Below are 18,207 nucleotides of genomic sequence, written 5' to 3' on the forward strand. Positions count from 1 at the left end.
GGCGTCGGCCGGGGGTTTGGCCTGTCTTCGACAAAGTTATTCCTCGTCAGTAACATGGCGCCGCGTGTTCAAGAGTTCGATAGGCAGGGCCGCGGGCCCCGCCGTCCTCACCCTCATCCTCGCCGGGGCCGCCGCGTGCGGGCCGACCAGCCCCGGCCCCTCCCAGACCGGCGCCGCCCCCGCGGCCGCCACCGCCGCCGACGCCGGTACGCCCGCCGCCGGGGGCAGCCCGGCCGCGGCGGCCGCAGCCGCCGGCACCCCGCGTGCCAAGGCGGCCTCGCCCGCCGCAGGCCGTCCGACCGCTGGTGCGTCGGTGCCCGTCACCGCCGCCCCGGCCGGGGACAAGCAGGCCGCGATCGGCAGCCCCGGCAAGGACGGCGCCGCCGTCACCGCGGCGACGAAGAGCCTGCAGCTGACCGCGTACGACCCGGCGGGCGGCACGGCCGTCCTGACGGCGGCCGGCGGTCCGGCCCCGACCGCTACGACGGCCCCGACCGCCCCGGGTGCCACGGCGGCCCCGGCCTCCCCGAGCGCCGCGCCCGGCGCTGCCGCCTCGGCCGCGGCCGCCGCGGTCCAGCCCGGCCAGCTGATCGCCAGCCCGCCCACCGCCGCCGCGCCGCAGGGCGCGCTGGTCGCCGTCACCGCCGTTCACCCCGGTGCGGGCAACACCGTCAACCTGACCACCCGTCCGGCCACCATCGCCGAACTGCTGGGTGGCACCGAGGCCGACGGCAACGTGCCCGTCGACCCGCACGGCATCACGGTCACCCCGCTGGTCAAGGACCTCAAGGCGACCGTCGGCGCCGACCTGAACGGTGTGAAGGCCGACGCCTCCGGCACCCTGGAGGTGAACGTCAAGGCCCCCGTGCCGCTGCCCGAGGGCGCCAGCCTGGACGCCTCCGGCTCGCTCCAGCTCCACCCGGCCGTCCACTTCGCGTACCACGGCGCCGCCGCGGGCAGCCCGCGCACCGCGTCGATCGGCTTCGACCTGGGCGCCCACGCCGAGTGGAAGGTCACCGGCGACGTCGCCCGCAACACCGGCGCGGCGCCCATCCGGGTGCCCTTCGCCAAGCTGCAGGCCAGCCCCGTCCTGACCGTCGCCGGCCTGCCGGTGGTCGTCAACCTCGGCCTGACCTGCTACCTGGAGGTCAGCGCCGACGGCCAGGTCCACCTGGAGGCCGAGCAGGACGCCGCCGGCACCTGGGCCGTGCGCGCGGACTACACCGGCGGCAAGGGCTGGACCCCGGTCACCAACGCCGACACCAAGGTCACCCCGGTGCACGTGCGGCTCAACGGCAAGGCCGGTGTGCGGGCCGCGCTCGGCGCCGAGATCAGCGTCGGCCTGTACGACACCGTCGGCGTGGAGACCACCGTCGCCCCCTATCTGAAGGCTCAGGCCGAGGGCTCGCTGGTCGCCGACTCCTCCGGCAACCCGCCGCAGGTGCAGGGAAGTTGGTCGCTGGTCGGCGGCGTCGACCTGAACGGGGCGCTCACCGCGCACCTGAAGGTCTTCGGCACCCCGATCATCGAGGGCAAGCTGCCGCTGCCGCCGTTCCACCGCGAATGGCCGCTGATCGGCGGCTCGGCGACCCTGCCGGCGCCGAAGCCCAGCGCGAGCTGACGCAGCGCCATGTTGTCCGTGCCCCCTGGCCGGTCCCGGCCGGGGGGCCATTTCGCTCCGTGTCGGCCGCCGCGGTGCGCGCCCGCCTGCGGCCGGACCGACGGCCGACCGGCCGACGGCCCTCCGACCCACCGGGCGTAGTCGCGCGGGGCTCTTCCCATCGCCACCGTCCACCTGCATCCTGATGGCCGCAACGGTCTGACGGGGTGGGGATGGGCGAGCGGGGCGAACGGGGCGAACGGGGCGAGCGGCACCGGGTCGAGAACGCGATCGACAACGGGACGTTCCACGGTCCCGTCGTCCAGGCCGGGAAGGTGTGGATGCTGTTCGGCTCCGGGCAGGGGCCGCTGGTGGTCCTGGCGACGGTGATGGCGCTGATCGCCGCCGTCACCACGTACCTGGTACTGGGCCGGGACGACGGCGCCGAGCCGACCCTCACCGCCCGCTACGACTCGGCCCGGACGGAGACGGCGGCGATGATGCTGCCCCGGTCGTTCGGTCCGACCGCCGTGCCGGCCTCGGTCTCCGGCTGCCCGGCCACCTGGGCCTGGCTGCACACGCAGGGCGGCCTCGACGTGGGCACCTCGCACCTGGTGGTCGAGGCGACCGGCGGCCGCGGACACACCGTCGTCATCCGGTCCCTGAAGGCCTCCGTCGTGGGCGCGCCGCAGGACCCGCCGGCCGGAACCATCGCCTACTGCCCCCCGCAGGGGTTGGGTGCCGCACTGGAGCTGGGCATCGACCTGGACTCCGCCGACCGGGTCGCCCTGATCGGCACGGCCACGGGCGAGACCTCGTACGCGCCGTTCTTCAGGGACAAGTACCTGTACCTGGAGGACCGGAAGCCCGAGGAGGTGGAACTCGGCGTCCTCGCGGCGAGCAAGAGCTACGAGTACGTCCTCACCGTCGAGGGCTCGGTGGACGGCAAGCCCCGGACCTGGACCCTCAAGGACGGCGGCCGGCCGTTCCGGGTCACCGGAATCCGCACCGACCTCCCCTCCGACCTGCGCGGCGACGCCACGGTCTGGGTCACCGAGTACGGCGTGCACGTCCCCCCGCCCTTCCGCTGCAACCCGTGCTCCAGCGACGGTGCGCCGGTTCCGGGCACCTCGGTGCCCGCGGCGCCGAAGGGATCGGCGCCGTCGCCGGGTTCGCCGCCCCCGTGGGCCGCTCCGGCCGGACGCCCGAGCGCGCCCGCACCCCCGCTGGCCGTGGTCCCGCAGGACCCGGAGTCCGTCGCCCTCGCCTGGATCGTCACCGCCAACAGCTTCGACGTGCGGCGCGGTGACACCGGGCCGGGCGCCGTCCTGCCCCGACTGCGGCCGTACATGACGCCGAGGGCGGCGCAGGAGGCACAGGCGGAGGCGGCCGGCGGGCCGAAGCCCGACAACCCGGACTGGCCGCCCGAGGTGACCGCCCGCCGAGGCTGGTCGGCGGTCTCCTCCGCCTCGGCGGCCCTGGTGGTGGCGGACAGGCACCTCACCGGGCAGAAGCCGGGGCCGAGCGCGACCGTGCGCACGGCGGTGGAGGTCACCTACCGGGCCGACGACGGGTGGTCGCGGAGCGGCCCGGGTCTGTTCGTCGGACAGCTGATCCTGCAGCGGCAGTCCGACGGCACCTACCTGGTGGACGCCTTCCGGCGCGGCACGTAGGTCCTGCGCGCGGGCCCCGCTCCGGGCCCGGCCGTCTGCTGTCGCGCGCCGTCCGGCGGCCCGCCGTGCCGGTCGGGTCTGTCGTGTCTGTCGGACCGGTCGGACCGGGCGGGCAGAATCGGCGGCATGAGCTACCACTACGAGGTCGTCCTCGGCTGCTTCCTGCGGGACGACACCCCCGGTGAGGTCCTGGACGCCCTGCGGTGGCACCTCGGCCTCGCCGACGAGCGCCCGGCCGGGCTCGACCCGGAGGAGCACGAGTACCGGATGCTCGACCCGGATCCGGAAAGCCGCCTGCCCGGAGGGGACTTCGCCGCCCTGCGGCTCCAGGGCCGGGGCTTCACGGCCGACGGTCCGCAGGAAGCCTGGGGCCTGTTCAGCCGCAACCTCTGGCTCGACGACATGATGGGCGACCTCGCCACGCTCCTGGACCTGATCGCGCCGCACGTCCGGGAACCCGGCCACGGCGGCCACGTCCGCGAGGAGTTCGACACCGAGCCGAACGGCATCACCTTCCGGGACGGAACGTACGGACCGCTGACGTTCTGAGCCCGTCCGCGCCGGTGTCGGGCCGGCGTGGGTGCGGCCCGGCTCCGGGCGATCAGTCAAGTGTCAGATGCAGTAGGACAGTTCGCTCCCTGTTGGGGGTGTGGGACGGGCCGGGCGGGTCGTAGGGTACGTGACCATGAGCATCGAGGAGCCGGGCGGCCGAGTCGAGCGGGATCCGAGTCTGCTGCGGGTCTCGCACGCGGAGCGGGACCGGATGGTGGAGATCCTGCGGGACGCGGCGGCGGACGGCCGGTTGGACGCCGCGGAGCTGGAGGAGCGGCTGGAGCGCGCGCTCACCGCGCGCACCTTCGCGGACCTGGCGCCGCTGACGGAGGACCTGCCGGTCGCGCCGCTCGTCCCGCCGACGGTGCCGACGGCGGCGCCCGCCCGGCTCCACGCCGCGCAGGACCACGCTTCGCTTCCCGTGGCGCCGGCGGGGATGCCGGCGTCCGTGCCGACCGCGGCGGGCGGGGACGCGGAGCGGTGGCAGGTGACCGGTCACCGGTTGCGCCGGGAGGGCGCATGGGCGGTGCCGCGCACCATCGAGCTGGAGGTGTACGGGGGTTCGGCGCGGCTGGACTACACCCTGGCGCGGCTGCCCGGGGGCGGACACAGTGCGATCCGCATCGACCTGCACGGCGGGAACGTGCGGCTGCTGCTGCCCCCGGGCGTCGCGGTGGACCTGAGCGGCATCACGACGTTCGGCGGCCGGGTCCGCGACCACGCCTCCCGGCACGCGCCGCCGGGGGTGGCGGTGACGCACGTGATCACCGTGACGGGGTCGACGTACGGCGGGAACCTGCGGGTGGACGCCTCGCACGCCAAGTAGCCGATGGCGAGCCGGAGGCCATGAGTTCGCCTCATCCATCGTGTACGGCGCAGGCTGGATATCATCACCCGATGATCACTTCCAGCGCTCGTACCACGGTCTTCGACATCGACGGCACGCTCTGCTTCGACGGCCGGTCCATCGACGGCCGGATCATCGCCGCCATCGAGGCCTGCGAGCGGGCCGGCCACCAGCTGGTCTTCGCCTCCGCCCGGCCGGTCCGGGACCTCCTGCCCGTCCTCGACGGGGCCTTCCCCTCCGCCGTGCTGATCGGCGGGAACGGCAGCCTGGTCTCGGTGGACGGCCGGGCGCGGGCGCGGACGGCGTTCGGCGGCGAACTCGCGGACCTGCTGGCGGAGGTCGAGCGGTACCGGGCGGAGTACCTCGCCGACGGACCCTGGGACTACGCCTACACCGGGCCGGCCGACCACCCGATCCGCAGCCGCGTCGACCAGGGCAACCTCGCCCGCAAGGTCGAACTCGCCGACCTCCCGGCCGTGGTGAAGTTCCTCGTGGTCGGCGCGACCGACCTGCCGGCCCTGGCCGAAGCGGGCCGCGCCCTCGGCATGACCGTCAACCACCACCTCGACGAGGCGATCATCGACTTCGCTCCCGGTACCACGACGAAGTGGGAGGCGCTGGCCTCGCTGGGGGTCGACGCGTACAACGCCTTCGGCAACGACATCAACGACCTCGACCTGCTGCGCCACGCACGCCACTCGGTGCGGGTGGGCGCCCACCCCGGCCTGGACGGCGTCGCCAGGGTCACCGTCGCGCCCGATCCGGAGGCCGTCGCCGCCGAGATCTCCCGCCTGGCGACAGCCGCACACGTGCACTGAGGCCCGCCGGGGGCCGCAGGGTGCACTCCCGCAGCTTCTTCCCGCGGTGCACGCCCACAACAGCACGGGCGCACCGCAGCAAGTCGTCCTCACGGCCGCGCCCGGCGGGCGGAGGTTCTTCGCCTGCTCGGTGCGGCCGGGATCCGCCACCGACCTCACGGCCCTCGACTCCGCCGCCGGCCGGTCTTCTCGGCGGGTGACAAGATCCGGCAGTTCGAGGACCCGGGCCGCTGACCCGACCCCGGGCAGCTGACCCGACCCCCGGGCCGGCTCCGTCGATGTCGGCCCGCGTACGAGTTCGTCACATGTCAGTCGGCCGATGAGCCCGGCTCATGTCCTCCTGCCCATGAGGCCGGTTCATGTCGGGTCTCATGAGCGCGGCTCATGTCGGCCCTCCCATGAGCCCGGCTCATGTCGGAAGGGCGGCGGAGGTCCGGGGGAATCTCCCCTACCCTTCCTCCATGCTGTCTGTGGTGGTGGCCCCCTGGGCGGGCGAGGCAGAGCCGGTGTTCGTGCGCAACCCGGACGTCCTGCACGACGCGGCGAGCACGATGAAGGTCGCCGTGCTCGCAGCGCTCTGTCGCGGTGGGGTGAACCTCGGTGCCGAGGTTCCGGTGGTGAACCGTTTCACGTCCGCTGTCGGCGGGGAGTTCCGCAACGACCCGGAGTACGACAGCGACCCGCTTCCCTGGGAGTTGCTGGGCGCGCACGTTCCGCTCAGCCTGCTCGCCGAGCGGATGATCACCCATTCCTCCAACCTCGCGACCAACCTCTGCCTGGCCCGCACCACCCCGCAGTCCATCGCCGAGGTGTGGCGCCGGGCCGGAGCCACCCGCAGCTCCACCCTGCGCGGAATCGAGGACCACGCGGCGCGGGCCGCAGGCGTCAACAACCTGGTCAGCGCCCGTGACCTCGTTCGGCTGTTGCACTCCCTCGCCGGCGAGCCCGAACTCCTCGCCCTCCTCGAAGACAACGACTTCCGGGTGGACCTCGCGGCCGGCCTCCCCCCGAGCACCCGGATCGCCTTCAAGAACGGCTGGATCCCCGGGGCCCGCCACTGCGTCGGCCTCGTCCACCCCTACGACTGCCCGCCCTACCTGCTCGCCGTCTGCTACACCGGCCCGCTCGCCAACGGTGCCGATCGGGCGGACCCGGCTGCCCGCCTGCTGGCACGGATCTCGGCAGCGGTGTGGCGGCGACGCCATGAGATCCGCTCATCCCCGCACGGGGCATGACGAACGGTCATGCCGTGGCCCGGCGCAGGTGGCGGCTCATGTCGCCGATCAGGGTGATGCGGACCCGGCGCTCCGTGAACCGCCACCGGCCGTCCCGGCGTTCGAACCGGTCGTGGTAGCGGCCGGCGGCGATGGTCTGCAGGGGGAAGTCGGGCAGGGCCTGCAGCACGGTGACGTACGAACGCGCGACCGCCGTGCCCGCCGGTTCGTCGATCCCGACGGCGGTGTTGGTGGTGACGTGCTGGGTGCGCGGGGTGCCGTCGGCGTGGACGATCAGGGTGTCCCGGAACATCCGCTCGATCGCCTCGCTCCCGCGCACCGGTGCGCCGCTTCCGGTGAAGGCGGCGTCGGCGAGGAGGGTGCCCAGGCCTGCGAAGTCGCCGTCGTCGACCAGTTCGGCGTAGCGGGCGATCAGGTTCTCGACGGCGCGGTGGCTCGCCGCCGGATCGGTGTGCGGGTCGGTGGGTGCGGACATCGGTCCTCCTCGGGCGGGACGGGTGGCACGAGCGGGTGGCATCGGGCGGATGGTACGAGTGGGTGGCCGGAGCGGGTGGTGTCGGCGAGTGGGACCACCTTCCCGTGCACGGGGGGCCGGCCGCATCGGTCATCCGACTGTCGACGACCGGTGGGAGAACCGCTCCGCCCGTCACACTTCCCGCCCGGGATCCGTCGGTGAAGCAACACACACCGACACACGGAAGGACGGCGCGATGCTGACCACCGTCATGTACGTCACGCTCTACGTCACCGACCAGGACCGCGCGCTGAGGTTCTACACGGAGCAACTGGGCCTGGAGAAGCGCATCGACTTCCCGAACCCGGGCGGACGGTTCCTCACCGTCGGCGCCCCCGGCAGCCCGGTGGAGATCGTCCTGTGGGCGCTCGCCGCGGCAGCGGGCCGGCCGGTGGAGGTGGGTCCGAGTGGCGCGCCCGGTCCGGTCATCCTCGAATCGGACGATCTGCGGGCGGACTTCGAGGTCTTCCGCGCGCGCGGTGTGGTCTTCGACGCGGACGAGCCGGAGGAGTACGGGTTCGGCCTGCGCATCGAGGCCGTGGACCCGGACGGCAACCGCATCTCGCTGCGCGAACGCGGCCGGGCGGGCCGCGGCGACGGCTGACGAACGGAGTGGGAAGTCGGCCGGCCCGACTTCCCACTCCGTCGTTCCGGGTCATCGCGGGTCCGGTCCCGACGCCACCGGAAAGCCCGCGGGTCCGGTTCGCCGGTTACTGGTAGACCGGTAGCCGGCAAACCGGTAACGGTGGACCGGCAACCGGTAGCCGGTAAACCCTCCGTCGAATCCGTGGACGATCTGCGAGACTCATGGGCCGGCGACCACGATGCGTGGAGGGGCGGCGAGTGGACCTGGTGTCGGCGGCCGGCTGGGGAGCGGCCGGCGGGCTGATCGCGGAGTTGTGCATCGGCTTCCAACGTGTACTGACCTGGCAGCGCAAGCGGCACGCGGCACGGGCGGCGGGCCGCAGACTCCCGCCGTTCAAGCGGTACTTCGATCCGGTGGCGGATCCCTTGGCCGCCGCGCTGCGCGGGCTGATCGGGGCCGGGGCCGGTCTGCTGGTGCACGGTCAGGTGAACGGGGTCCTGCCGATCGTGGCGACCGGCTACGCGGGGATGGAGTTCCTGCAACGGCTGCCGTTGCTCTTCGGGCACGGGCTCACGGAGAGCGAGGAGCCGGAGCGGCCCGCCACCGGGGCCGACGGTCAGGAACCGCAGAAGGCCGCGGAGCGGAGGACCCCGTGATCGGCTCGCTGGCGACGCGCTGTCTGGCCGCGCTGGCCGGCCGGGGCGTCGGCGTGCCCGAACGGCGGTGGCAGGGCTACTCGCTGGGCCGGCGACTGCGGGCCTCGCTGTTCAACCTGCCGTTGGGCCCGCTGGCTTCGGCGCCGCCGCAGGCCCGGCCGAGGAAGGAGCGTCCGCAGGCGCCGACGCTGGCGGACCTCGCGGACCGGTGGATCCTGCGGACACCGGCGCAGCGCCTGGCGCGCCGCGGACTGCTCTGCGACGTCCTGGCGTCGGTCCGGCCGCTGGTGGCCGAGGCGACGTTGCTGATCGGTCCGGCGGTCGCGGGAGGGGACGAGCGGGTCGTGGACTTCGGTCTGCACGCCCGCGCCCTGCTGCGACGGATCCTCGATCCGGACCTTCCCGCGGGGGAGGGCGCCGCCCTGCTGGAGCGCTTCACGCTCGACGCGCAGGAGATCCTCCGGCGCCGCGGCGTTCCCTGGGGCGTCGTCAACGACCTGTGGTTCGAGCCGGTGGCGGACCGGGCGCGGGCAACGGTGCGGGAGTTCGCCCGGGGGGCCGCCCTCCTGGCGTCGGTGGCCGACGATTTCCTCGGGGCGGACCTGCGGGCGATGGGGACGCTGGACCACGTCCGGCTGGAAGGCGTCCGGTGGGACACCGACACCCGGTGGCCGCCGGGGTGGGCCGAGCGGATGCGCCGGGCGTCGGAGGAGGACCCGCCGGGCTCGGGCGTGTTCGTCGTGGTGGCCGAGCCGTCGGGGGAGCCGGCCATGGTGCCGGGCTCCCCCGACTGACTCAGTACGGCTGGACGAGGACGTGCGCCGCGCCCGGGATGCCGACCTTCAGCAGCTCGTCCTCCTCGGCCGTGGTCGGGCTGCCGGTCTCCTGCTTGAGGATCGCCCGGGACAGGGCCTGCACCCACATGGCGCGCGGGCGGCGCCTGGCCTCCCACGCGGTGAGCGCGGACGGGACGTCGTCCGCCGCGTCCAGGCTCTGGGCGAGCACCAGGGCGTCCTCGACGGCCATCGCGGCGCCCTGGGCCAGGTGCGGGGTGGAGGCGTGGGCGGCGTCGCCCGCCAGCACGATCCGGCCGACGTGCCAGGGCTCCTCGACGGTGACCTGGGAGATCCGCGAGTGGACCACCGCGGCCGGGTCGGTGACCTGCGCGAGGGCTTCGGCGATCGGGCCGCCGAAGCCCGCCAGGCGCTCGCGCAACTGCTCGTGGGCGTGCTCCGGGTCCGGGCGGAAGTCCTCGGCCTCGGCGAACACCGAGCCCAGGTACATCAGTTCCGCGCTGATCGGGGTGAGCAGCGCCTTCGCGCTGAGGTTGCCGGAGGACATCACCACGCCCTGCACCTCGGGCGAACGCGGCAGCGTGACGCGCCAGTTGGCGAAGCCGGTGTACTCGGGAGCGTACGCGTCGCCGTACAGGTGCCGGCGCAGCGGGGAGCCGATGCCGTCGAAGCCGACGACCAGGTCGTAGCGGTCGCTGTGGCCGTCGGTGAGGGCGACGTCGACGCCGTCGCCGTCGTCCGCGATCGAGGCGATGCTGGTGCCGAAGCGGACGGTGGCGCCGGCCCCGGCGGCCGCGTCGGCGAGGACGCGGGCGAGCGCGGGGCGCGGGATGCCGTTGTTGGAGGGGGCGTCGCCCATCCGGGGCTGCGGGATCGTGGCGAGGGTGGTGCCGGCCGGGTCGCAGATGGTCAGCACCTCCCAGGCGAAGCCGACGGCCAGGCATTCGTCCAGGACGCCGATCTCACGCATCACGTGCAGCGCGTTGGAGGGCTGGATGATGCCGACGCCGAGCGCCTCCGGCTGCTCGCGCAGCTCGGCGACGTCGACGTGGTGGCCGCGCCGGGCGAGGGCGGTGGCGAGTGTCAGGCCGCCGATGCCGCCGCCGTGGACGAGGACGCGCAGGGGTGTGGTCATGGTGGTGCTCCCAGAGAAGTGCGGTTCAACCGGGGGACGGGTGAGGCTGGGAAGTGGGCCGGGTGGGGACGTCCGGGTGGGGTCGGGCCGGGCCAGGTCGGGTCGTGTCGGAGCGGGTCGGGGCGGGAGGCGGGATCAGCCGGCGGGGGAGGCGGCGGCGAGTTCCATCAGGTGGTCGACCAGGGCGAGCAGCAGGTCCCGGCCGAAGGCGCGCTCGCGGACGTCGCCGAGCAGCATCGGGACCTGCGGGTCGAGGTCGAGCGCGGCCCGGATCTCGTCGGGGGTGCGGGTGTTGGTGTTGTGGAAGCAGTTGATCGCGACCACGAACGGGATGCCCCGGCTCTCGAAGAAGTCGATGGAGGCGAAGCTGGTGTCCAGTCGGCGGGTGTCGGCGATGACGATCCCGCCGAGCGCCCCGTTGACCAGGTCGTTCCACATGAACCAGAACCGTTCCTGGCCGGGCGTGCCGAACAGGTAGAGGACCAGCTCGGGGCTGACGGTGATCCGGCCGAAGTCCAGGGCGACGGTGGTGGTGTCCTTCTGGTCGACGCCGGACAGGTCGTCGACGCCGATGCTGGCCCGGGTCAGGTACTCCTCGGTGCGCAGCGGGGTGACCTCGCTGACCGAGCCGACCAGGGTGGTCTTGCCGACGCCGAAGCCGCCCGCGATGAGGATCTTGACGGCGGCCGGGGCGGTGGCGGCGGTGGTGGGCCCGCCGGTGGCGGAGCGGGGTGTTGCCATGTTCAGAGTCTCCGGAGTCCTTCGCGTACGGCCGTGAGCAGGCCGAGGTCCACGCCCCCGGCGGCGCGGGCCACCGAGAGCGGCGCCCGGGCCTTCAGCAGGCCCTGGGCGACCAGGTCGCCCAGCAGGATCTTGGTGACCGAGACCGGGAGGTCCAGGCCGGCCGCCACCTCGGCGACGGCTGCCGGGCGCCGGCAGCGTTCGAGGATCATGCGGTGCTCGGGCTGGAGGCCGCGGGCACCGGTGCGGCTGCCCCGCGCCGGGGCCGCGGCGGCCTCCTCCCCGACCGTGGTGAGCACGGTGATCAGGGTGAGGTCGTCCCGTTCGGGCGCGGTCCGGCCGCGGGTGATGGTGTACGGGCGCACCATGGTGCCCGTCCCGTCCTCCGCGTCCTCGTCCTCCAGCTCGCTCCAGTGCGGCAGCGCGTCGCGCCGCCGACCGTCGTCGAGGCCGTCCCCCCAGGCGTCGTTCCGGTCCGGGCCCACCCGCGTCAGCCCCGGTTCCGGGTGGCGAAGACGTCGAACCCGGCGGGCGCGGCGGGGGCGCCGGACGGGCTGTCGGTGCGGGCCGGGGTGGTGAGCTTCTGGCCGACCTGCTGCACCAGGGTGTGCATCGCGACGGACATCACCTCGGCGTCCACCTCCTGGGAGGCGACCACGGCCAGGTGGGTGCCCTGGGCGGCGGCGATGACGAACAGCCAGCACTCGGCGAGCTCGACGATCACCTGGTGCACCGGTCCGCCGTCGAAGAGCACCCCGACGCCGCGGGCCAGGCTCTGCTGGCCGGTGGCGACGGCGGCCAGGCGCTCGGCGTCGGCCCGCTCGATGGTGCGGGAGTGACTGACCACGAGGCCGTCGTCGGAGAGCAGGACGGCGTTCCTGGTCCCGGGTACGGAGTCGACGAGTCCGTCCAGCAGCCAGTCCAGGTCCTGGTGGGTGGCGATCGTGCGGTTCATCACTGGTCATCCGTTCGTGTGGTTCGGGGGTCCGCGGCGGGCACGGCCCAGGGGGAGGGGCCGGGCGCGGGCGCGGGAGCCGGGGGGCCGGCGGGGGCGGGGGGAGCCGACGGGACGTGGACGGCGGGCAGCCGGTGCTCGCCGCTGTCCTGCGCCCGGGCGGCACGGGACTGGCGCTGGAAGGCGCCGATCGCCGCACCCGATCGCCGCACCGGGCGGTCGGAGCGCTGGAACGGGCCCGCGGGCGGCGGTGCGGCGCCCTCGGCCTGGCGCTCGACCCACTGCGGGTGGGCCGGCGGCACCCGCAGCTCGGCGGCCAGACTGGCCTGCCGGACGCGCTGCGGCAGCGGGGGCTGCCCGCCCTCGGCGGGGCTGTACGGCACCGAGGTGGGGTACTCGCGGGTGCCGCGGCGCTCGGCCAGCCGGTAGTGGTCGGCCGGGCGGTACTGCTCGTCGGCGTACGGGGCCTCGGCCTCGGTGACCAGGGCGTAGGCGATGTCCGGGTAGACCGGGGTCTCGTGGGCGGTGGTCGGCTCGGCCGGGGAGCTGTGCTCGATCGGCTGCTCGGCCCGGCGGGGGTGCCGCCCGGTCGGCTGGGCGGGGTGCTGCACGGGGGCGTGCGGCCGGTCCAGCGGGAGAGCGGGGTGGGTCTCCTGGAGCGGTGCCGGCAGGTACGGGGGCTCCTGGACCGGCGCCTGCGGTACCTCCTGCGGCCAGTCCTGCACCGGCTCCACTCCCTGAGCCGGCTCCGCTCCCTGTGCCGCCGGCACCTCGTGTGTCGGCGGCACCTGGGCCACCGGCGCCAGCCCGGGCACCGGCAGCGGCACCGGCGCAGCCTGCGGCGCGAAGTCGCCCGGCCCGAAAGCCTCCACCGGCGCGACCGGCGGCCCGGCCGGGGGCTGGGCGGGTGCCTCGTCGGAGGCCGAGCGCACCGCCCGGCGCGAGCGCCGGACCAGCGGGATCGGCTCGGCGGGCGTGCCCACGGCGCCGTCCGGCAGCCCGGTGTCGCCCTCGATGACCAGCTCGTCCGGGACGAGCACGACCACCCGGGTGCCGCCGAAGGCCGACGGGCGGAACTCGATCCTCAGTCCGTGCAGCGCGGCGAGCCGGGCCACCACGTGGAAGCCGAGGCGGATGTCGTCGGCCCGGGCCAGCACGTCGGTGCGCGGCGGGCGGCTCATCAGCTCGTTGGCCGCGTCGTACTGCTCCGGGTCCATGCCGAGGCCGCGGTCCTCGATCTCGATCGCGAGCCCGCGGCCGACCATCGCGGCCCGGACCTCGACCGGCGTGGGCGGCTTGGAGAAGGTGGTGGCGTTCTCCATCAGCTCGGCGAGCACGTGGGCGACCGGGCCGACGGCCCGCTCGGACAGCCACGGGTGGCCCTCGACGTCGAGCACGATCCGGCGGTAGTCCTGCACCTCGCCCTGCGCGGCGCGCAGCACGTCCAGCAGCGGGACGGGCTTGCGCCAGCGCCGCTGCGGCTGCCCGCCGGCCATGATCACGAGGTTCTCCTCGTAGCGGCGCAGACGGGCGGTCAGGTGGTCGAGGTCGAACAGGCCTTCCAGGACCTCCGGGTCCTCGTGCTTGCGCTCCAGCTCGTCCAGCTTGCGCAGCTGGCGGCCGATCAGCAGCTGGGTGCGGCGGGCGATGCGCTGGAGCAGCCGCTCGAAGCCGCGGTGCTGCTCGGCCTGGCCCACGGCGGCCTGCAGGGCGGAGGAGCGGGCCAGGTTGAGCGCCTGGCCGAGGCGGGCCAGCTCGTCGGTGCCGTTGCCGTGCGGGCCGGCGCTGATGGTGCGGGTCTCGGCCTCGACGTCCACCTGTTCGCCGCGGCCGAGGCGTTCGACCACCTCGGGCAGGGTGCGCTGCATCTCCTCGGCCTGGCTGTGCAGTTCCTCGATGCGGCGGCGCAGCGAGCGGCTGATCCGCCAGGAGGCGATGATCACCGCGACGACCGTGATCAGGCCGATGACGGTGGTGAGCACGACCCGGGTCAGCAGGCCCAGGATCGCTCCCTTGCCGACGTCGACGACGCCGCTGGTGCGGGTCTCGATCGCCTTGACCAGCGGCGGGTTGAGCTGGTCGACGGCCTGGCGCCACTGGTCCTGGGCGGCCGGCAGCTTGACGGTGCCGTTGGAGTCGGCGGCGGTGGGCCTGGTGAGCTGCTGCTCGACGGCGGCCTTGGCCTGCCAGGCGGGGCTGTTCATCAGGTCGTGCCAGGCGGGTGCCTCGGCGTCCGGGACGTACGGGACGACCTGGACGGTGAGCAGGTGGTCCTGCGCGCCGATGGCCTGCTGGACCGCCTGGTAGTCGGCGGTGCTGAGGCGGCCGGCGGGCCAGCCGCGGGCCAGGATGGCGTCCTCGCGGGCGAGCATCTCCTTCGCCCAGAAGGCGTTGACGAGGGTCTTGGAGATCCAGGTGACCTCGCCGGTGTCGACGTGGCTGAGTGCGGTGAACAGCCGGAGGTCCACCGCGATCAGGTCGGTGTAGTAGGCGTAGACGGTCTGCTGGTCGATGGCGCCGCGGTCCACGGCGGCGCGCTGCTCGGCCAGTTTGCCCATGGCCTGGCGGGCCTCGGCGACGGCGGTGCGCACCTCCTCGGGGGCGCTGTCGGCGGTCTCGCCGGACAGGACCTGGAACTGGCGTACGGCGTCGTCGGTCGCCTGCCGCTGGCGGCGCAGCTGGTCGGTGCCGGCGCCGGGGCGGGCGAGCGCCTCGGCGCTGAGCCGGCGCTCCTCCTGGAGGTTGTAGTAGACGATGTTCGACGGCTGTCCGGCCTTCTTGGCCAGGAGGCCCTGGTCGGCCAGCCGTTGGAAGTCGAAGACGGTCTCGCCGCTGGTGACCGCCCAGAGGAGGACGAGGGCGAGGCTGGGGACGACGGCCAGGACGAGCAGCGCCGCCCGCAGGGACAGGCGTGGACGCCTGCGGGGGCCCTTCGGCGTCGGGGGCCGCCGATTCGCACGCGCGCGCAGAGCAGACTCCTTGGGGCTGGCGGCCGGCCGGTGAGGGGCGGGCCGTCCGGGCACGGGCTTTTGATGAAGCGATATTAGTCATACCGTGTGATTGGAGTGAAAGCCCGTTCGCTGCCTGAGCGGTGCTTGCACACGCCGTCGGCACAATGTCATCCGGCCGTTGACTGTCTGTATGCGGAGCAGGCTGTTCCGGGCTTGCTTGACACAGTGTCAACGAGCCGCGCGGCCGGCGGATGGCCGCCGTGTGAAAACTGTGTGACGCCACCCCGGAGGCCTGCCACGGGGGGCTCATCGCGGCCCGGGTGCGGCGCTCAGTCCGCCAGGAGACGGGAGCGGGTGGCCTCCAACTCGGCCGCCAGGACCCGCCCGGCGGCCTCCGGCGAGCCGTCGCGGACGGCGCGGACGAGGGCCGCGTGCGCGTCGTAGCCCTGGTTCGGATCGTCGGCCCGGACGTCGAACAAGCCCACCAGGGACACCAGTTGCTCCCGCAGGACGGGGGCGAACTGGGTGAAGAGGTCATCCAGGACGGGGTTGTGGGCAGCCGCCACGACGGCCGTGTGCAGGGCGATGTCGGCGTCCACGAAGGCGGTGTCGTCGGCCGCACCCGCCGCCCGGCGGGCCGCCAGGGCGGCGTCGAGGGCGGCGAGGTCCGCCTCCGTGCGGCGGGTGGCCGCGAGGCGGGCGGCCTGCACCTCGACCATCGTCCGCACCTCGTAGACGTGCGCCAGCTCGGCACGGTGCAGCCGGGCGGACCAGTCCCCGGCGGGGCGGTCGGCGGTGACGAACACCCCGGAGCCCTGGCGGCTCTGCACCATCGCGGCCGCGGCGAGCGTGCGCAGCGCCTCCCGCACCGTCGAACGGCCGACGCCCAGCTCCTTGGCCAGCGCCACCTCGCCCGGCAGCTTCCCGCCGACCGGCCACCGGCCGGTCCGGATCTGCTCCTCGATCCGCGCGGCGGCCTGTTCGGCGAGGGGGGAGGGGCGGAGCGGGGTCATCGGGCTCACCTGTCAGGTTGTCTGAGGACTTCTGTCATGGTTACCCTACCCGGCATGCAGCCGCGGATCCCGCCCCTGGGGGGCCTTCTTCTTGGTGGCCGCAGCGGGGCGTGACCGGACCGGCACCCCGCTGCGGGGCGCCGACCTGCCGGTCACCGGTACGCGTCATGAGGAACTCGCATGATCTTCCCGACCCTGCACGCCCCCGCCGGGCCCGTCCCGGCCGACGCCCCCGCCTGGAACCCGCAACGCGGCGGCGCCATGCCCTCCCACCGCTACCTCCCCGCCCACCGGCGGGTCCACGTCCCCGCCCTGCTGCGGCGCTGGCCCGGCCGGCGCATCGAGCGGGCTCCGCTGTGGGTGCCCGTCGACCTGCGGGACGGCAACCAGGCGCTCGCCGAACCGATGGACCCGGCACGCAAGCAGCGCATGTTCGACCTCTTCCTGGCCATGGGCTTCAAGGAGATCGAGGTCGGCTACCCCTCCGCCAGCCGGACCGACTTCGACTTCGTCCGGCAGCTGGCCACCACCCCCGGCGCCGTCCCCGAGGACGTCACGGTCGTCGTCTTCACCGCCGCCCGGGCCGACCTGATCGAGCGCACCTTCGAAGCCGTCGCCGGCCTGCCGCGCGTCGTCGTCCACCTCTACACCGCGACCGCGCCGCTGTGGCGGGACGTCGTCCTCGGCAAGGAACGGGCACAGCTGCGGGCACTCATCACCGAGGCCGCCACGCACATGGCCCGACTGGGAGACGGCCGGGACGGCCTGCGGTTCCAGTTCTCGCCCGAGGTGTTCAACCTGACCGAGCCCGACTACGTCCTGGAGGTGTGCAACGGGCTGACCCGGCTGTGGGACGCGTGCCCCGACCGCCCGGTCGTCCACAACCTGCCGGCGACGGTCGAGATCGCCACCCCGAACGTCTACGCCGACCAGATCGAGTACATGGACCGCCACCTGGAGCGGCGCGACTCGGTGATCCTCTCCGTCCACCCGCACAACGACCGGGGCACCGGCGTCGCCTGCGCCGAACTCGCCGTCCTGGCCGGCGCACAGCGGATCGAGGGCTGCCTGTTCGGCAACGGCGAGCGCACCGGCAACGTCGACCTGGTCACCCTGGCGCTCAACCTGCACACCCAGGGCGTCGACCCGATGCTCGACCTGTCCGACATCGACGGGATCCGGCGCACCGTCGAACACTGCAACCGGCTGCCCGTCCACGAGCGGCACCCCTACGCCGGGGACCTGGTGCACACCGCCTTCTCCGGCACCCACCAGGACGCCATCGGGAAGGGCTTCGCGCAGCACGCCAGGACCGCCGCCGAGCTGGGCGTCACCGAACGGGAAGCGCCCTGGTCGGTGCCCTACCTGCCGATCGACCCGGCCGACCTCGGCCGGGACTACGAGGCGGTGATCCGGGTCAACAGCCAGTCCGGCAAGGGCGGGATCGCCTACCTGCTGCAGGCCGGCGAGGGGCTGGAGCTGCCCCGGCGGCTGCAGATCGAGTTCGCGCGGGTCGTGCAGCGGGCGACGGACGACAGCGGGAGGGAGATGACGGGCGAGGAACTGTACGGGCTGTTCCGGGCGGAGTACCTCGACGAGGGATCCTCGCGGTCCTGGCGGGTCGGCGACGACTGGGCCGAGGTCGACGGCCGGCGGGGCACCGGCGCCGGGCCGCTGGACGCGGTCGCGAACGCGGTGGGGGCGGAGATCCTCTCCTTCAGCGAGCACGCGGTGCGCTCCGGTCCGGACGCCGTCGCCTACGTCCAGGCGCGGATCGGGGGAGCCGGCGGCCCGGTCGTCTGGGGCGTAGGCCGGGACACCTCCGTCCTCACCGCGGGCGTACGGGCGGTCCTGAGCGCGGCCGGTCGGGCGGGGGCCGGTTGCGCTTCCGGCCCTGGCGCCGCTTCCGGAACCGGCCCTGGCGTCGAGGCGGGGGAGGACATGAGTGGGGTTCACGGGGTGAGGACATGAGGGGAAGTCATGGCGCGGAGTCATGAGAGGGGCTCATGAGGTCGGGGTCATGAGCGGAACTCATGGCACCGGAGTCATGCGAGGAGCTCATGGGGCTCAGCGCAGCACACGTCATGAGCGCACGTCATGAGCGCACGTCATGAGTACACGACATGAGCCCACGTCA

General features: G+C 74.1%; 17 protein-coding genes. 10 read left to right on the forward strand and 7 right to left on the reverse strand.

Annotated elements, in window-relative coordinates; genetic code table 11:
• The first annotated feature begins 64 nt into the window (after window positions 1-64).
• The 6 genes from ACZ7KX_RS04185 to ACZ7KX_RS04210 all read left to right on the forward strand — a co-directional run bounded on the left by ACZ7KX_RS04185 (window position 65) and on the right by ACZ7KX_RS04210 (window position 6,725).
• On the forward strand, window positions 65-1,621 hold the full coding sequence (locus ACZ7KX_RS04185) for a hypothetical protein (protein ID WP_470325209.1): 1,557 nt from the start codon (window positions 65-67) through the stop codon (window positions 1,619-1,621).
• A gap of 212 nt (window positions 1,622-1,833) precedes the next feature.
• Window positions 1,834-3,273: a hypothetical protein gene (locus ACZ7KX_RS04190; protein ID WP_470325210.1), complete on the forward strand. Its 1,440-nt coding sequence runs from the start codon at window positions 1,834-1,836 to the stop codon at window positions 3,271-3,273.
• A gap of 126 nt (window positions 3,274-3,399) precedes the next feature.
• Window positions 3,400-3,822, forward strand: a complete 423-nt coding sequence (locus ACZ7KX_RS04195; protein ID WP_470325211.1) for a hypothetical protein — start codon at window positions 3,400-3,402, stop codon at window positions 3,820-3,822.
• A gap of 136 nt (window positions 3,823-3,958) precedes the next feature.
• Entirely contained in the window at window positions 3,959-4,651 is a 693-nt protein-coding gene (locus tag ACZ7KX_RS04200) for a DUF1707 SHOCT-like domain-containing protein (protein ID WP_470325212.1), read from the forward strand.
• Between the two features lie 71 nt (window positions 4,652-4,722).
• The gene (locus ACZ7KX_RS04205; protein ID WP_470325213.1) at window positions 4,723-5,490 is read left to right on the forward strand and encodes an HAD hydrolase family protein; all 768 of its coding nucleotides are present in this window, start codon (window positions 4,723-4,725) and stop codon (window positions 5,488-5,490) included.
• A gap of 461 nt (window positions 5,491-5,951) precedes the next feature.
• Entirely contained in the window at window positions 5,952-6,725 is a 774-nt protein-coding gene (locus ACZ7KX_RS04210) for a serine hydrolase (RefSeq protein ID WP_470325214.1), read from the forward strand.
• A 7-nt stretch (window positions 6,726-6,732) separates the two neighbouring features.
• On the opposite strand, the gene ACZ7KX_RS04215 is transcribed toward ACZ7KX_RS04210, so the two are convergent.
• Window positions 6,733-7,200 (reverse strand): nuclear transport factor 2 family protein, encoded by a 468-nt coding sequence (locus ACZ7KX_RS04215; protein WP_470325215.1) that lies wholly within the window; start codon window positions 7,198-7,200, stop codon window positions 6,733-6,735.
• 235 nt (window positions 7,201-7,435) lie between these two features.
• Here ACZ7KX_RS04215 and ACZ7KX_RS04220 point away from each other — a divergent pair, with 235 nt between their 5' ends.
• From ACZ7KX_RS04220 to ACZ7KX_RS04230, 3 genes are all read left to right on the forward strand, one after another.
• Entirely contained in the window at window positions 7,436-7,843 is a 408-nt protein-coding gene (locus tag ACZ7KX_RS04220) for a VOC family protein (RefSeq protein WP_470325216.1), read from the forward strand.
• A gap of 239 nt (window positions 7,844-8,082) precedes the next feature.
• Complete coding sequence (locus tag ACZ7KX_RS04225) at window positions 8,083-8,481, forward strand: hypothetical protein (protein WP_470325217.1); 399 nt, start codon at window positions 8,083-8,085, stop codon at window positions 8,479-8,481.
• Window positions 8,478-9,275: a hypothetical protein gene (locus ACZ7KX_RS04230; RefSeq protein ID WP_470325218.1), complete on the forward strand. Its 798-nt coding sequence runs from the start codon at window positions 8,478-8,480 to the stop codon at window positions 9,273-9,275. Before ACZ7KX_RS04225 ends, ACZ7KX_RS04230 begins: the two co-directional genes overlap by 4 nt.
• 1 nt (window position 9,276) lies before the next feature.
• On the opposite strand, the gene ACZ7KX_RS04235 is transcribed toward ACZ7KX_RS04230, so the two are convergent.
• The 6 genes from ACZ7KX_RS04235 to ACZ7KX_RS04260 all read right to left on the reverse strand — a co-directional run bounded on the left by ACZ7KX_RS04235 (window position 9,277) and on the right by ACZ7KX_RS04260 (window position 16,070).
• Complete coding sequence (locus ACZ7KX_RS04235) at window positions 9,277-10,410, reverse strand: FAD-dependent monooxygenase (RefSeq protein WP_470325219.1); 1,134 nt, start codon at window positions 10,408-10,410, stop codon at window positions 9,277-9,279.
• A gap of 135 nt (window positions 10,411-10,545) precedes the next feature.
• The gene (locus ACZ7KX_RS04240) at window positions 10,546-11,151 is read right to left on the reverse strand and encodes a GTP-binding protein (protein ID WP_350519144.1); all 606 of its coding nucleotides are present in this window, start codon (window positions 11,149-11,151) and stop codon (window positions 10,546-10,548) included.
• A gap of 2 nt (window positions 11,152-11,153) precedes the next feature.
• Complete coding sequence (locus ACZ7KX_RS04245) at window positions 11,154-11,519, reverse strand: DUF742 domain-containing protein (protein ID WP_350519283.1); 366 nt, start codon at window positions 11,517-11,519, stop codon at window positions 11,154-11,156.
• A gap of 122 nt (window positions 11,520-11,641) precedes the next feature.
• Complete coding sequence (locus ACZ7KX_RS04250; RefSeq protein ID WP_470325220.1) at window positions 11,642-12,106, reverse strand: roadblock/LC7 domain-containing protein; 465 nt, start codon at window positions 12,104-12,106, stop codon at window positions 11,642-11,644.
• Window positions 12,106-15,129 (reverse strand): sensor histidine kinase, encoded by a 3,024-nt coding sequence (locus tag ACZ7KX_RS04255; RefSeq protein ID WP_470325221.1) that lies wholly within the window; start codon window positions 15,127-15,129, stop codon window positions 12,106-12,108. Before ACZ7KX_RS04255 ends, ACZ7KX_RS04250 begins: the two co-directional genes overlap by 1 nt.
• 257 nt (window positions 15,130-15,386) lie before the next feature.
• Window positions 15,387-16,070 (reverse strand): FadR/GntR family transcriptional regulator, encoded by a 684-nt coding sequence (locus ACZ7KX_RS04260; RefSeq protein WP_470325222.1) that lies wholly within the window; start codon window positions 16,068-16,070, stop codon window positions 15,387-15,389.
• A gap of 180 nt (window positions 16,071-16,250) precedes the next feature.
• Between ACZ7KX_RS04260 and ACZ7KX_RS04265 the strand changes: the two genes are divergently transcribed.
• Window positions 16,251-18,041 carry a 2-isopropylmalate synthase gene (locus tag ACZ7KX_RS04265; RefSeq protein ID WP_470325223.1) on the forward strand — a complete coding sequence of 597 codons (1,791 nt, stop codon included), beginning with the start codon at window positions 16,251-16,253 and terminating at the stop codon, window positions 18,039-18,041.
• Window positions 18,042-18,207: the final 166 nt, after the last annotated feature.

This window comes from Kitasatospora sp. NPDC038210 (genome assembly GCF_055600605.1).